Annotated in this window: 12 protein-coding genes; 8 read left to right on the forward strand and 4 right to left on the reverse strand. The window is 68.2% G+C overall.

Going from position 1 to position 14715, the window contains the following annotated elements; translation table 11 throughout:
- The first annotated feature begins 191 nt into the window (after positions 1-191).
- The 6 genes from IEV99_RS02585 to IEV99_RS02610 all read left to right on the forward strand — a co-directional run bounded on the left by IEV99_RS02585 (position 192) and on the right by IEV99_RS02610 (position 6104).
- Positions 192-1364, forward strand: coding sequence for an ABC transporter substrate-binding protein (locus IEV99_RS02585; protein ID WP_210318642.1), 1173 nt, complete (start codon positions 192-194; stop codon positions 1362-1364).
- 215 nt (positions 1365-1579) lie between these two features.
- On the forward strand, positions 1580-2440 hold the full coding sequence (locus IEV99_RS02590) for a branched-chain amino acid ABC transporter permease (protein WP_188516160.1): 861 nt from the start codon (positions 1580-1582) through the stop codon (positions 2438-2440).
- Positions 2437-3462, forward strand: coding sequence for a branched-chain amino acid ABC transporter permease (locus tag IEV99_RS02595; RefSeq protein ID WP_371875759.1), 1026 nt, complete (start codon positions 2437-2439; stop codon positions 3460-3462). The genes IEV99_RS02590 and IEV99_RS02595 overlap by 4 nt, the downstream gene beginning before the upstream one ends.
- Positions 3459-4211, forward strand: coding sequence for an ABC transporter ATP-binding protein (locus tag IEV99_RS02600; protein WP_188516161.1), 753 nt, complete (start codon positions 3459-3461; stop codon positions 4209-4211). Before IEV99_RS02595 ends, IEV99_RS02600 begins: the two co-directional genes overlap by 4 nt.
- Entirely contained in the window at positions 4204-4932 is a 729-nt protein-coding gene (locus tag IEV99_RS02605) for an ABC transporter ATP-binding protein (RefSeq protein ID WP_188516162.1), read from the forward strand. The genes IEV99_RS02600 and IEV99_RS02605 overlap by 8 nt, the downstream gene beginning before the upstream one ends.
- A 53-nt stretch (positions 4933-4985) precedes the next feature.
- Positions 4986-6104 carry a 5-methyltetrahydropteroyltriglutamate--homocysteine S-methyltransferase gene (locus IEV99_RS02610; RefSeq protein ID WP_188516163.1) on the forward strand — a complete coding sequence of 373 codons (1119 nt, stop codon included), beginning with the start codon at positions 4986-4988 and terminating at the stop codon, positions 6102-6104.
- 330 nt (positions 6105-6434) lie between these two features.
- Here IEV99_RS02610 and IEV99_RS02615 read toward each other — a convergent pair whose 3' ends face one another.
- The 3 genes from IEV99_RS02615 to IEV99_RS02625 form a co-directional block, all read right to left on the reverse strand.
- Positions 6435-6923, reverse strand: coding sequence for a chemotaxis protein CheW (locus IEV99_RS02615; protein WP_188516164.1), 489 nt, complete (start codon positions 6921-6923; stop codon positions 6435-6437).
- A gap of 328 nt (positions 6924-7251) precedes the next feature.
- Entirely contained in the window at positions 7252-8772 is a 1521-nt protein-coding gene (locus tag IEV99_RS02620; protein ID WP_188516165.1) for a helicase HerA domain-containing protein, read from the reverse strand.
- 119 nt (positions 8773-8891) lie between these two features.
- A complete protein-coding gene (locus IEV99_RS02625) occupies positions 8892-9569 on the reverse strand; it encodes a L,D-transpeptidase (RefSeq protein ID WP_371875775.1) in 678 nt (225 codons plus the stop codon).
- 182 nt (positions 9570-9751) lie between these two features.
- Between IEV99_RS02625 and IEV99_RS02630 the strand changes: the two genes are divergently transcribed.
- A complete protein-coding gene (locus IEV99_RS02630; RefSeq protein WP_188516167.1) occupies positions 9752-11299 on the forward strand; it encodes a S10 family peptidase in 1548 nt (515 codons plus the stop codon).
- Between the two features lie 385 nt (positions 11300-11684).
- Here IEV99_RS02630 and IEV99_RS02635 read toward each other — a convergent pair whose 3' ends face one another.
- On the reverse strand, positions 11685-12665 hold the full coding sequence (locus tag IEV99_RS02635; RefSeq protein ID WP_188516168.1) for a Bug family tripartite tricarboxylate transporter substrate binding protein: 981 nt from the start codon (positions 12663-12665) through the stop codon (positions 11685-11687).
- Positions 12666-12806: 141 nt separating this feature from the next.
- Between IEV99_RS02635 and IEV99_RS02640 the strand changes: the two genes are divergently transcribed.
- Positions 12807-14009, forward strand: coding sequence for a pyridoxal phosphate-dependent aminotransferase (locus IEV99_RS02640; RefSeq protein WP_188516169.1), 1203 nt, complete (start codon positions 12807-12809; stop codon positions 14007-14009).
- Positions 14010-14715: the final 706 nt, after the last annotated feature.

A 14715-nucleotide genomic window follows, 5' to 3' on the forward strand; every position in this document is an offset into this window, starting at 1 on the left:
GTTCCGGGCCGCCGTGACCGCTCATACGGTTCTGCGGCGCCTGGGTCGGTTCGCGTTGGATCGACCACGTCCGCTTTGCGCCAATCTTGACGGGTTTCCGTTCACACCTCTACTATGTTCGCAATACGAATAGTTGTTCGCATAACGAACAATTCTCAGCCGGGGAGGAGTAACGCATGTCCATGAAGCCCGTGTTCGCCCGACGGACGGTGCTGGCCGCCGCAGCCGCGCTCGCCGCGACCGCTTTTCCGGCCCTGGCGCAGGAAACCGTAAAGATCGGCGTGATCCTGCCCATGACGGGGCCGAGCGCCTCCACGGGCAAGCAGGCCGAGGCCGCCGCCAAGCTCTGGATCCAGCAGAACGGCGCAACCGTGGCGGGCAAGAAGGTCGAGCTGATCATCAAGGACGACACCGGCGCGCCCGACGTCACCAAGCGCCTCGCGCAGGAGCTCGTGGTCAACGACAAGGTCAACGTGCTGCTCGGCTTCGGCCTGACGCCGCTCGCCCTCGCGGTCGCCCCCATCGCCACGCAGGCCAAGATCCCGCAGATCGTCACGGCCGCCGCCACCGCGATCATCACCGAGCAGTCGCCCTTTATCGTGCGCACCAGCTTCACGCTGCCGCAGGCGACGGTGCCGATGGCGCAGTGGTCGGCCAAGAACGGCATCAAAAAGGTCGTCACCTTGGTGTCCGACTACGGCCCGGGCATCGACGCCGAGAAGGCTTTCAAGGACGAGTTCACCAAAGGCGGCGGCGAGGTCGTGGCCGAGTTGCGCGTGCCGCTCCGCAACCCGGATTTCGCGCCCTTTCTTCAGCGCGTGAAGGACGCCTCGCCGGACGCCGTGTTCGTGTTCGTGCCGTCGGGCTTCGGCTCGGCCTTCATGAAGCAGTTCGCCGAGCGCGGCCTCACCCAGGCGGGCATCAAGCTGATCGCCACCGGCGACGTCACGGACGACGACGTGCTGAACGAGCTCGGCGATTCGGCGCTGGGCGTCGTCAACACGCACCACTACTCCGCCTCGCACGACTCGCCCGAAAACAAGGCCTTCGTGGAAGCCTTCAAGAAGGCCAACAACTTCCGCCCGAACTTCATGGCGGTCGGCGCTTATGACGGCATGCAGCTCGTCTACAAGGCGCTGGAGAAGACCAAGGGCAACGCCGACGGCCAGGCCCTGCTGGACGCCATGAAGGGCATGAGCTGGACCAGCGTCCGCGGCCCCGTGCAGATCGATCCCGAGACCCGCGACATCATCCAGAACATCTATGTCCGCAAGGTCGAGAAGGTCGGCGGCGAGCTCTTCAACCAGGAATTCGCCACCATCGAGAAGGTCAAGGACCCGGTGAAGGCCGCCAAGAAGCAGTAAAGGCGGACAGATCAGCCTCCGAGGCCCTCATCCTGAGGAGCCCTGCGTAGCAGGGCGTCTCGAAGGACGAGGGTTCCAGAGCGCTCGGCCGTCGTGCAACCTGGAGTCCCTCGTCCTTCGAGATGCAGGGCTCCGCCCTGCTCCTCAGGATGAGGGGCTTGCAGCGGCTGAACGAAGTCTCGACTTCGAAGATCCCTAAAGAGCCCGCATCCCGCATGGTCACCATCCTCTTTGACGGCATCGCATACGGTATGCTCCTGTTTATCCTGGCGTGCGGCCTGTCGGTGACGCTCGGGCTGATGAACTTCGTCAACCTCGCGCACGGCGCCTTCGCGCTGGCGGGCGGCTACATCACGGCGACGCTGATGAACCGGGCGGGATTCAGCTTCTTCCTGTGCCTGCCGATCGCGTTCCTGTTTTCCGCCCTGATCGGCGTGGCGCTGGAGCGCACGCTCTACCGTCATCTCTATGACCGCAGCCATCTCGACCAGGTGCTGTTCACCATCGGAATCGTGTTCATGACCGTCTCGGCCGTGGACTACACGATGGGCTCCGGGCAGCAGATGATCAACATTCCGACCGTCCTGCGCGGCCGCATCGACCTGCTCGGCGGCAGCATCGGCGTCTACCGGCTCTTCATCATCGTGATCTGCGGCCTCCTTACGCTGCTGTTGCAACTCGCGCTGGTCCGCACCCGCTTCGGCAGCCGCCTGCGCGCCGCCGTGGACGATCCGCGGGTGGCCCGCGGCCTCGGCGTCAACGTCAACCTCGTGTTCGCCGTCACCTTCGCGATCGGTTCGGGCCTCGCCGGCCTCGGCGGCGCGCTGGGCGCCGAGGTGCTCGGCATGGACCCCACCTTCCCGGTGAAGTTCATGATCTACTTCCTGATCGTCGTGACGGTTGGGGGCGCGTCCAGCATCACGGGCGCGTTCTTCGCTTCCCTGCTGCTCGGCATCGCGGACGTGGCCGGCAAATACTACGTGCCCAAGGCCGGGGCGTTTATCATCTACGCCATCATGGTGCTGGTGCTGATCTGGCGGCCGCAGGGCCTGTTCGTGAAAGGCGCGACCCGATGACGGACATCGCCGCGGCCGCCGCCGTGCCGCAGATTTCTCCCGCCGCGGACGCGCGCCTGATGCTCGCCGCGGCGGCGCGCTGGCGCTGGTGGGAGTTCGCGGTCTGGATTGCGGCGCTGGCCGCCATCGTGGTGTTCCCCCGCAACCTGCTGCTGCTGAACGAGATCGCCATCCTGGCGCTGTTCGCGCTGTCGCTCGACCTGATCCTGGGCTTCGCCGGCATCGTGTCGCTCGGCCATGCCGCCTTTTTCGGCGTCGGCGCCTACGCGGCCGGCCTCCTCGGCAAATTCGGCTATGGCGACCCGTTCCTCGGCCTTGCGGCCGCCGCCGCCGTCGCCGCCGTGCTCGGCTTCGCCACCTCGTTCCTGCTGTTGCGCGGCTCGGATCTCACGCGCCTCATGGTGACGCTCGGCATCGCGCTGATGCTGCTGGAGTTGGCCAACCGTGAAGCCTGGCTCACGGGCGGCGCGGACGGCCTGCAGGGCGTCACCATCGGCCCGGTGCTCGGCCTGTTCGATTTCGACCTCTCTGGCCGCACCGCCTATCTCTACAGCCTCGGCGTGCTGTTCGTGCTGTTCCTGCTGGCGCGGCGCATCATTCACTCGCCGTTCGGCCTGTCTCTGCGGGCCGTAAAGCAGAACCCGCTGCGCGCCCGGGCCATCGGCATCTCGGTCGCGGTGCGGCTCGTCGCCATCTACACGCTCTCGGCCGCCTTCGCGGGCGTGGCCGGCGCGCTCAGCGCCCAGACCACCCAATATGTTTCGCTCGAAGTGTTCGACTTCATCCGCTCGGCCGACGTCATGCTCGTGCTGGTGCTGGGCGGGGTCGGCTATCTGTATGGCGGGATCTTCGGCGCCCTGATCTTCAAGCTCATGCAGGACTACCTGTCCGCCATCACGCCGCAATACTGGCAGTTCTGGATTGGCCTCGTACTCGTAATTCTCGTGCTGGCCGGGCGCGAGCGCATCGGCGCCCAGCTCACCCGCCTCTTTGCGCCGCTGCTGCGCTGGAGGCGCGCATGACGGTCGCGCTCGAGACCCGCAATCTTGTGAAGCGTTTCGGCGGCCTCGTGGCCACGGACGACGTCTCCATCGCGTTCCAGAAGGGCGTCCGCTACGCGCTGATTGGCCCCAACGGCGCCGGCAAGACCACGCTCATCAACCTGCTCACCGGCGTGCTGCGGCCTACGGGCGGCGCGGTGATCCTGGAAGGCGCCGACATCACCGGCATGGCCCCGCATCGGCGCGTGCAGAACGGCCTCGCCCGCACCTTCCAGATCAACCAGCTCTTTCCCGAGATGACGCCGCTGCAGACCGTCGGGCTCGCGGTGTCCGAACGCCAGGGCCACGGCCGCGAGTGGTGGCGCCTCGCCGGCGGCAAGCGCGAGGTCATCGACGAGGCCGCCGCCATCCTGGAACGCTTCGGCCTTACCGACGTGATGGGAGCCGAAACCAAGGTGCTGCCCTACGGCAAGCAGCGGCTGCTCGAGATCGCGGTCGCGATCGCGTGCCGCCCGCGCGTGCTACTGCTGGACGAGCCCGCCGCCGGCGTGCCCGAGGAGGAGCGCCACGAGATCCTCGACATCGTCGGCGGCCTGCCGGACGACGTCACCATCCTGCTGATCGAGCACGACATGGACCTTGTGTTCTCGTTCGCGCAGCGTATCGCCGTGCTGGTGAACGGCGGCCTCTTCATGGAAGGCGCCGCCAAGGACATCGCCGCCGACCCGCGCGTCCGTGAGGTCTACCTGGGCGAGGGCGGACATGGCTGAGCTGCTGGGACTCGACCATGTCGCGGCCGGCTACGGCCTCGCGACGGTGCTCAACGACATCAGCCTCTCGCTCGCGGATGGCCGGTCGCTGGCGCTGCTGGGCCGCAACGGCGCCGGCAAGACCACGCTGGTGAACACCATCGTGGGCGTCACAACAATGAAGGGCGGCGCGATTCGCCTCGGCGGCCGTGACATCACGCGGCTACGCCCCGAGCAGCGCGCCCATGCGGGCATTGGCTGGGTGCCTCAGGAGCGCAACATCTTCAAGTCGCTCACCGTGGAGGAGAACATGACCGCCGTGGCCCGCCCCGGGCCGTGGACGGTCGCGCGCGTCTACGACATGTTCCCGCGCCTGCGCGAACGCCGCCGCAACATGGGCAACCAGCTCTCCGGCGGCGAGCAGCAGATGCTGGCGGTCGGCCGCGCGCTGGTGCTCAACCCGCGACTGATCCTCCTCGATGAGCCGACCGAGGGCCTTGCCCCCATCATCGTTGACGAGCTGCTCGGCGCCTTGAAGCGCATCATCTGGGACGAGGGCGTGTCCGCCATCATTGTCGAGCAGAACGCCCAAAAGATCCTGAGCGTCACTGACGACGCCGTGATCCTGGACCGCGGCCTCGTGGTCTATGCCGGCCCCAGCGCGGCGCTCGCGGCCGATCGTGACGCGCTGGAGACGCACTTTGGCGTCGCAGGGCGCGCCGGCGGGCGCGGCGCCGCTTGACGCCCGGGCCGCCCGCCCCGACAACCACGAAAAGCATTCCAGGGAGACGCCCGATGACGAGCCGCACCGCCCCACCATTCCGCGCCGACATGGTCGGCAGCCTCTTGCGGCCCGCCGCCCTTAAGGACGCCCGCGCCCGCCACGCCGCCGGCGAGATCTCGGCCGAGGAGCTCACCGCCGTGGAGGATCGCGAGATCGCCGCCGTGGTGGCCAAGCAGGAGGCGATCGGCCTCAAGGCCGTCACCGATGGCGAGTTCCGCCGCTCCTGGTGGCACTACGACTTCCTCTGGAACCTCGATGGCGTCACCAAGGTGGAAGTCGAGCAGGGCATCCAGTTCTCGGGCGTGCAGACCAAGAACGAGGCCCCGCGCGTCACCGGCCAGATCGGCTTCTCGGGGCATCCCTTCCTGCGCCATTTCCGCTTCCTGAAGGAAACGGCCGAGAAGAGCGGCAAGGGCTCCACGCCCAAGCTCACGATTCCGTCGCCCAGCATGTTGCACTACCGCTCCGGCCGGAAGCTCATCAACATGGGCCTCTACCCGGACATGAACGACTTCTACGCCGACCTCGGCCAGGCCTATCACGGCGCGGTGCAGGCCTTCGCCAACGAGGGTTGCCGCTACCTGCAGCTCGACGACGTCAGCTTTGCCTATCTGTGCGATCCCGAGCAGCGCAAGATGCTGGCCGACCGCGGCGACGACCCGGTGCAGCAGCCGCACATCTACGCCGGCATGATCAACACCGCCATCGCGGGGCGGCCGAGCGACATGGTGATCTCCATGCACCTGTGCCGGGGCAACTTCCGCTCCACCTTCGTGGCCAGCGGCGGCTACGAGCCCATCGCCGAGCTGCTGTTCAACGAGGTCAACGTCGACGCCTACTTCATGGAGTGGGACACCGACCGCGCCGGCGGCTTCGAGCCCCTGCGCTTCCTGCCCAAGGGCAAGACGGTCGTGCTCGGCCTCGTCACCTCCAAGACGGGAGTCCTGGAGCAAAAAGACGACATCAAGCGCCGCATCGAGGAAGCGTCCCGCCACGCCCCGCTGGACCAGCTCTGCCTGTCCCCACAATGCGGCTTCGCCTCCACGGAGGAAGGCAACACGCTGGCCGAGGACGAGCAGTGGGCCAAGCTGCAGATGATCGTCGACATCAGCCGCGAGGTTTGGGGCTGAGGCGAGCGGGCGCTTCTCCTTCAGCAAACACAAATCTCTCCGTCATCCCCGGCGGCGCGCAGCGCCGGGAAGGGAATCCAGGGCAGCTGCGCCTTTGCTCTGGATCCCCTTCCCGACCTGCTGCGCAGGTCGCCGGGGATGACGGCGGTGTGATGCAACGGTTGCCGCACCCTCCGGTCATTGCGAGCGAAGCGAAGCAATCCAGCCTAACGCCCAACTTTTAGACTGGATTGCTTCGCCTCTGGCGCGCAATGACGGGCAGCCTGTCTGACCCGCCAACGAAAAAGGGGACCCTCGCGGGTCCCCTTCTCGCATCCGTCGAACGGAAACTCAGTTCAGGACGGTGGCGCTTTCGCGAACAACCGAGGCGAGGTCCAGAAGGGCGACGACTTCGTCGCCCTTCACCACCAGCGCCTGCAGGATGTCGTCGCCTTCTCCGGCGATCTCCGGGGCGGGGCGCAGCGACGAGATCTGGATGTCGACGATGTCCGACACGGCGTCCACCAGCAGTCCGGCGAGGCGCTCGCCGAGGTCCACCACGATCACCACGCTCGAGCGCGAGATCACGCTGGCGCCCAGGCCGAGGCGGCGTCGAAGGTCGTACACGGCGATAATGGCGCCGCGCAGGTTGATGACGCCCAGCACGTGCGAGGCGGCGTTGGGTAGCGGCGTCGTCGGCTGCCAGCCCTTGATTTCGCGAACCGACGCGACATCAACCCCGAAGCTGCGGCTGTCGACCTTGAAGGTCACAATCCGCTGCATGGCCTCGGAGGACGCGTTGGCGCCGTAGTCGGCGAGAGTGTCGTAGGCGAGGCTCACGAGGCGGCTCCTCAGGCAGACAAAATTCCGGTGCGCAGAAGCAACGGGCGCGCGGCCCTGATTCTGTGGTCAGGCTCTAGCGTTACCGGCAATTCGTGAACGCTCTTTAAATTCCCCCCGGCTTACCGGCCTTCGCGCCGGATTCATTTTGAGGGAGCTTCGCCAAACCACCGCCGAACCGGGAACATGGGCCCCTGTCCGGCGTTCGATGGCGCGTGGTTAACGGAGTATGCGACGATGTATTCGGGTTGGCTTTTGATGGCGGGGCTGTTGGCGGGGCTCGGGTGGCTTGGGAAGCTGGCGTTCCTGTCCTGAGCGCCTCCGGCTCTCAGCCGCTCGCGAACAGGTCGGGCGCCGCCGTGGCTTCCCGCGCGGCCACGGCAGGCTTGGGGGCCGCGTCCGCCGCCGCCGTCTCGCATCCGAGATCGGGCAGCGCCACGATCCGATTGCCGCGCAGGTCCGTCCGGCACACCACGATGCCGCGACTCTCCATGTAGGCGATGATGCGCCGGGCCCGGGCCGGCGAACGGCTGCCGAACGCGCGCGCGATGTCGTCGTCGGACGGGCAGGGTTCCTTCTCAAGCGCCGCGCGGGCGATCAGCAGGAACACCGCCTGGATGTCCTCCTCGAGTTCGGCCGCGAACGCCACGGCCTTGTCCCAGGCCTCGTCCGCCTGGCCCGGCTGCGCGCCGGCCCGCGCCACCGCCAGCCTGCGCCGGAACGTGGGCAGGCCCATGGGCTCGCCCGAAACGCGGCGGATACGGCAGCGCACGAGAAAGTCCTGGTAGAGCACCGCGATCGACGCGAAGGCGGCGTCCGGATCGGCCATGATCTCGCGCAGGATGTCGTCCATCAGTGCGGCGCGCTCCTCGGGCGCCATGGCGGGTGCGGCCTCGGCGGCCGGCTCGGCCGGACGATGGCGGGCGAGCTGCGCCATAATGTCGGCCGTGGTCGGCGGCGGGGCGACGCGCGGCCGGTGGACGCGCACGGGCTCCGGGTCCGGCGCCTCGAAGATCAGCTCGTGCATCCCCTCGGCCGGCGCGTCCGGCAGCGGCAGCAGCTTGGGGCTGGCGCTGCGCGCCTGTGTCTCGACATCTCCGATGCGCATCGGCAGCGGCCGGCGCGACAGGGCGGGACCGAGCGCGATAAACCGCCCGCGCTCCAGGTCGCGGAACATCTCGGCCTGGCGCCGCTCCATGCCGAGCAGGTCGGCGGCGCGCGCCATGTCGATGTCCAGAAAGGTGCGGCCCATCAGGAAATTGGAGGCTTCCGCCGCAACGTTCTTGGCCAGCTTGGCGAGGCGCTGGGTGGCGATGACGCCCGCCAGCCCGCGCTTGCGGCCACGGCACATCAGGTTGGTCATGGCCCCAAGCGACAGCTTGCGGGCTTCGTCCGAAACTTCGCCGGCGGCTGCGGGCGCAAACAATTGCGCTTCGTCCACCACCACGAGCATCGGGTACCAGTAGTCGCGGTCGGCGTCGAAGAGACCGCCCAAAAACGCCGCCGCGCAGCGCATCTGGCCTTCCACGTCGAGGCCTTCGAGGTTCAGCACCACCGAGGCCCGGTGCTGGCGCACCCGCGCGGCAATCCGCTGCAGGTCGTTTTCGCTCTGGGCGGCGTCAACCACGAGGTGGCCGAACCGGTCCGCCATGGTGACGAAGTCGCCCTCCGGGTCGATGATCGCCTGCTGCACCCAACTGGCGCTCTGCTCCAGCAGCCGGCGCAGCAGATGTGACTTGCCGGACCCCGAATTGCCCTGCACCAGCAGGCGGGTCGCGAGCAATTCCTCGAGGTCGAGAAGGGCGGCCGTCCCCTCGGACGTCAGGCCCATGTCGATCCCGGCTTTCATCAACGCCTCATACGCCACGCGCCCGACTCTGGGCGGAGTCTCTGCTAGCACGCCTTGGCGACGAGGTGCGCGGCGCCGGCGCCACGCTCCACAGGCAGCGCGGCGCCGCTCTGGCTGGCTCAGCTGAACTCGTCGAAGGCGCCGCTGCTGCCGCGCACCACCACGCGGGTGCCGGTGGGCACGCGGCGATGCAGGTCGATCACGTCCTGGTTGATCAGCCGGATGCAGCCGGACGATACGCGGGTGCCGATGGTCTGCGGCTCGGTGGTGCCGTGGATGCGATACAACGTGTCGCGGTCGCCCTGGTAGAGGTAGAGCGCGCGTGCGCCCAGCGGGTTCTCGGGGCCGCCCGGCATGCCGTTGGCGTATTCCTCGAGCTCCGGCTGGCGCAGGATCATGCTGGAGGGCGGCGTCCAGGTCGGCCACTCGGCCTTGCGCTTGATTGTCGCATTGCCGCTCCAGCCGAAGCCCTCGCGCCCGACGCCAACGCCGTACCGCATGGCCCGGCCGCCTTCCTGCACCAGGTACAGAAACTTCTGGTCCGGATCGACCACGATGGTGCCCGACCGCTCCGCGCCGTCAAACGCCACGGGGCGGCGCAGGTAGGTCGGGTCGATCTCGTCGATGTTCACGGCCGGAACCGGGAACCGCTCGTCCGGCAATTCGCCATACATCGCGTAATAGGCCGGATCGAGGCCGGGCCGGCGCGGCATGTTCGACACCATCGGCATCGGGCGGGTGGAAACGCAACCGCCGAGCACGAACGGCAGGCCAAGGGCGACGAAACGCCGACTCATCATGGGGAAAAACTCTCCGGAAAGCACGTGTCCGACCAATTCGCCGCTGACGGCAACGGTTCCGTTTGACGCACGTTTGTGAGCGAGTTGAGGCCAAACATGGTTTCCATGTCACGGTCGCCCCCATTTCGCCGCAGCGGCGCGGCTACGATCCTGTTCCTTTGAGCCGCCTGGGAGCCTTCATGCGTTTTCTATCGCCTCTGCGCCACGCCGGCCCGGCTCTCTGCATCGCGGTCGCGCTCGGCAGCCTGGCGCTGACCGAGCCCGCGCCCGCCCAGCAAGGGCGCCCGCAGCGGGCCGAACAGGGCGAGCAACCGGCCGAGAAGGCCGACAAGGCGCGTGACGACGCCCGCAAGTTCCCGGCCGATTCGGTCACCGAGCACACGCTGGAGCTGCCGGGCCGCACTCTGAAATTCACCGCCACGCTGGGCTCGATCCCGCTGTTCGACGGCGAGGGCGGGCCATTGCTGGCCGAGGTCGGCTTCGTCGCCTTCCAGCGCGTCGGCGGCGACCCGAGCAAGCGGCCGCTGACCTTCGCGTTTAATGGCGGCCCCGGCGCGGCGTCCGCCTATCTCAACATCGGCGCGGTCGGCCCCTGGCGGTTGCCGATGGAGAAGCCGGCTCCATCCGACAGCCCCGTCACGGCGCCGAACCCCGAAACCTGGCTCGACTTCACCGACCTCGTCTTCATCGACCCTGTCGGGACCGGCTACAGCTGGTCGACGGCCCGCGGGGACGATCTCAGAAAACGCTTCTGGTCCGTCGACGCCGACATCTCGTCGCTTGGCGTCGTGGTGCGCAAATGGGTGGAGAAGAACGGCCGGCAGGCGTCGCCCAAGGTGTTGCTCGGCGAGAGCTATGGCGGCTACCGCGCCCCGCGCCTCGCCCGCGAGTTGCAGGGCAGCCAGGGCGTCGGCGTGCGCGGCGTCGTGATGCTGTCGCCCGTGCTGGATTTCGCCTGGCGCTTCCAGCCGCGCCACTCGCCGCTGCGCTGGGTCACCGAACTGCCCTCCATGGCGGGGGCGCGCCAGGATGGCCCGCTCGACCCCAAGGCCATGGAGGACGCCGAGCGCTACGCCGCCGGCGAGTTCATGGCCGACCTGCTCAAGGGCCCGAACGACGAAGCCGCGGTGGGCCGCATGACCGACCGGGTTTCGGCGCTGACGGGCCTGAACAAGGACCTCGTTCGCCGCCTCGCCGGGCGCGTCGACGTGTCGACCTTTGCGCGGGAGCGGCAGCGCGGGCGGCTCTCCAGCGCGTATGACGCCACCGTGACGGGCATCGACCCTCAGCCCTATGCGGCGTCGGCCGGCCACGGCGACGACCCGGTGCTCGACGCCGTGGAGGCGCCGCTCTCGTCCGCGATGACGGACCTGTACCGCCGCCTCGGCTGGCGGATCGATCGTCCCTACCGGTTGCTGAACCGCGAGGTGAACGCGCAGTGGCAGTGGGGCGGCCGGCGTAGCGCCCCGGAGGCGCTGGGCGACCTGCGCGACGCGCTGGCGCTGGATCCCAACCTGAAGGCGCTCGTGGTGCACGGCGCGACCGATCTGGTGACGCCCTATTTCGAGAACAAGCTCCTCCTGGCGCAACTGCCGCCGCTGGGCGGGCGCGATCGGCTGCGCCTCCAGGTCTACCCCGGCGGCCACATGTTCTACGCCCGCGACGACGCCCGGCGCGCCTTCCGGGCCGACGCTGAAGCGCTGTATCCGCCGGTTCGGGCGGATTGAGGCGAGGCGCCCGACGGGTGTGCAGCCTCTGCTCAACACGCGCTCACCGCATGCCTGATATGAGAGCATATGCGTTGATGGAGGGGCTCCCGCCCCGCATATAGGGGGTGGTTCCGGTCGTGGTCTCCACCTTCCCCCTCCCGGTGTTGAGCCCACGTTGGACCGTTCCCCTCTGGACGGTTTTCGGGTTTCGATCCGGAACGACTCCAAAATGGCCGGGCGTCTCGCGACGTCCGGCCCTTTTTTTGTTTTGAGCCTCTCTCCGTCATTGCGTGCGGAGCGAAGCAATCCAATCCAGCTGACGCTGCTCCAGTGAGCGCCGAGCCTTTCGCCCGGCGTCTGGATCGCCTCGTCGTTTCGCTCCTCGCAATGACGGCGAGCAGCATCAATCCACCTTCGCGCCCGAGATGCGGATCACCTCGGCCCATTTCGTGATCTCGCCGGGGATCATCGCGCCGAGCTGCTGCGGCGTCTTCATCGCCACCGTGAGGCCCTGCCGCGCCATGGCGTCCTGGGCGGCCGGCTTGGCGAGGCCCGCCGCCACGGCCTTGTAGAGCGTCTCCACCACGGCGTCCGGCGTCCTGGCCGGCGCGAACAGCGCGAACCAGGCGTCCGCCTCCACGCCCGAGACGCCCTGCTCGCCCAGCGTGGCGACGGTGGGCAGCTTGGCGGCGCGCGTCGCGCTCGCCACCGCGAGCGCCTTCAGCTCGCCGCCCTCGATCTGCGAAATCACGCTCGGCAGCGTCGCGAAGGCGACGTCGATGCGCCCGGCCAGGAGTTCGGTGGTCATCGGCGCCGCGCCCTTGAACGGCACATGCAGGAGGTCGATCCCGGCCCGCGTCTTGAACAGCTCGGCGGCCAGATGCGAGGCCGAGCCGTTGCCGGTGGACCCGTAGGTGAGCGCGCCGGGCTTGTCCTTGGCGAGCTTCACCAGCTCGGCCGCCGTTTCGGCCGGCAGGTCCTTGCGGGCCACCAGCACGTGCTGGATGTCGGCGACGCCCGCCACCGGGGCGAAGTCCCGGGCGGCGTCGTAGGGCGTGGTCTTCAGCAGGCTCTGGTTGGTGGCGTGCGTCTGGTTGGTGCCCAGCACCAGCGTGTAGCCGTCCGGCTCGGCCCGCGCGACCGCCTGCGAGCCGACGATGCCGCTCGCCCCGGCGCGATTCTCGACGATGATCGATTGTTTCAGCTCCGCCCCGGCCTCCTGGGCGATCAGCCTGGCCACCACGTCCACGGGGCCGCCGGCCGGGTAGGGGACCACCAGCGTGATCGTGCGGCTCGGAAAGCCTTGCGCCAGGACGCCGCCTGATGGCGCCGCGCAGGCGCACAGGATGGCGGCCGCCAGCGCGGCGCGACGTGAAAAGCCCATATCATTCCTCCCATTGACCTTACCGATCACGGCTTTTGGCTTGCCGTGATTGCGTGCCCGCACTAGGGTCCGCCCGCCTGAGCGCCCCCCACTGTCGCGGGCCGCGCCAGCGCTGACCGACACCGTTCTCGGAGCCCCATCATGGCCTTTCTCGCCGACGCTCTTTCCCGCGTAAAGCCCTCCGCCACCATCGCGGTGACGCAGAAGGCCCGGGACCTGAAAGCGCAAGGCCGCGAGATCATCAGCCTCTCGGTGGGCGAGCCGGATTTTGATACGCCCGAGAACATCAAGCTGGCCGCCATCGACGCCATCCGGCGCGGCGAGACCAAGTACACGCCCGTCTCCGGCATCCAGCCGCTGCGCGAGGCCATCGTCAAGAAGTTCAAGCGCGAGAACGACCTCGACTACAAGGTCGGCCAGACCATCGTGTGCACCGGCGGCAAGCAGGTGCTCTACAACGCCTTCGTGTGCACGCTGAACGCCGGCGACGAAGTCATCATCCCGGCGCCCTACTGGGTCAGCTACCCCGACATGGTGCTGCTGGTCGGCGGCAAGCCGGTGTTCGTCGACTGCCCGCTCGAGAACGACTTCAAGCTCAAGGCCGAGGACCTGGAGCGCGCCATCACGCCACGCACCAAGTGGGTGATCCTGAATTCGCCTTCCAACCCGTCCGGCGCGGCCTACACGCGCGACGAGCTGAAGGCGATCACGGACGTGCTGGTCCGCCACGAGCATGTCTGGGTGCTCACCGACGACATGTACGAGCACCTCGTGTTCGGCGACTTCCAGTTCACCACGCCGGCCCAGATCGAGCCGAACCTCATCCACCGCACGCTGACGATGAACGGCGTGTCCAAGGCCTACGCGATGACGGGCTGGCGCATCGGCTACGCGGCCGGGCCCGAGCAGCTCATGAAGGCCATGGACATGGTGCAGGGCCAGCAGACCTCCGGCGCCTGCTCGATCGCCCAATGGGCGGCCGTCGAGGCCCTGAACGGCCCGCAGGACTACATCGCGACGGCCCGCAAGGCCTTCGAGGAGCGCCGCGATCTCGTGGTGTCGATGCTGAACCAGGCGAAGTACCTCAAGTGTCCGACGCCCGAGGGCGCCTTCTACGTCTATCCGTCCTGCGCGGAGGCGATCGGCAAGACCACGCCGTCCGGCAAGCTGATCGAGACGGACGAGGACTTCGTCTCCGGCCTGCTGGAGCAGGAAGGCGTCGCCGCCGTCCACGGCTCGGCCTTCGGCCTCGGCCCCAACTTCCGCATCAGCTACGCGACCTCCAACGCCCTGCTCGAGGACGCCTGCAACAAGATCCAGCGCTTCTGCGCCAACCTGCGCTGAGGCGGTCCGGCCGGGCGCTTGCTCCCGGGTTTGGGCCGGCATAACGGCAGATGTCAGGTCGTGGACGTCCGGCTCTCGAGGCTCCACCTCTCCGTCATGGCCGGGCTCGCCCCGGCCATCCACGCCGGAGCCCAGCGCGTGGATGCCCGAGTCGAGCCCGGGCATGACGGTGGAAAGGTTCAACCTACTCCCGTCATTGCGAGCCGGAGGCGAAGCAATCCAGTCTAAGAGCGCGGCTGTTAGGCTGGATTGCTTCGCTGGCGCTCGCAACGACGGCCGAGAGGTTTGGGCTTTGCTTCAAGCATGGCTCCGCGTTCTCCGTCCGGGCGGAGGTGAGGCGATCGGTGGAGGGGCGCCGCGAGGCGCCGGCCCATCATGGGTTTTACGCGTAGGATTCGGACGGGCCGACGCCTCGCGACCGGCGATTTTGAACCTTTCCGACCCGCGCTCCTTCCTCGTGGCCGCTCCTTGTGGGCAGCGACCAAGAGGGTGTTAAGGTGGCCGCGTCCACGGCCCCACCGTAGTGTGGGGCGGGCGGGCTGACTGCCTGGTGATGAGTTTGTACGGGCTGTGACCCCCGTGCCCACCCTCCGGCCGCTCCAGAAAGGCCTCCCGGGAGGGTGGGTCCGGTATCCCCACCCGCGCAGGCGCCGCGCCCCGACCCCGCAACGGACCGCTCCGGAAGCGTCCCCTCCCTGGGTCGAGA

The sequence above is a fragment of the Alsobacter metallidurans genome (assembly GCF_014636935.1).
Taxonomy (GTDB): domain Bacteria; phylum Pseudomonadota; class Alphaproteobacteria; order Rhizobiales; family Beijerinckiaceae; genus Alsobacter; species Alsobacter metallidurans.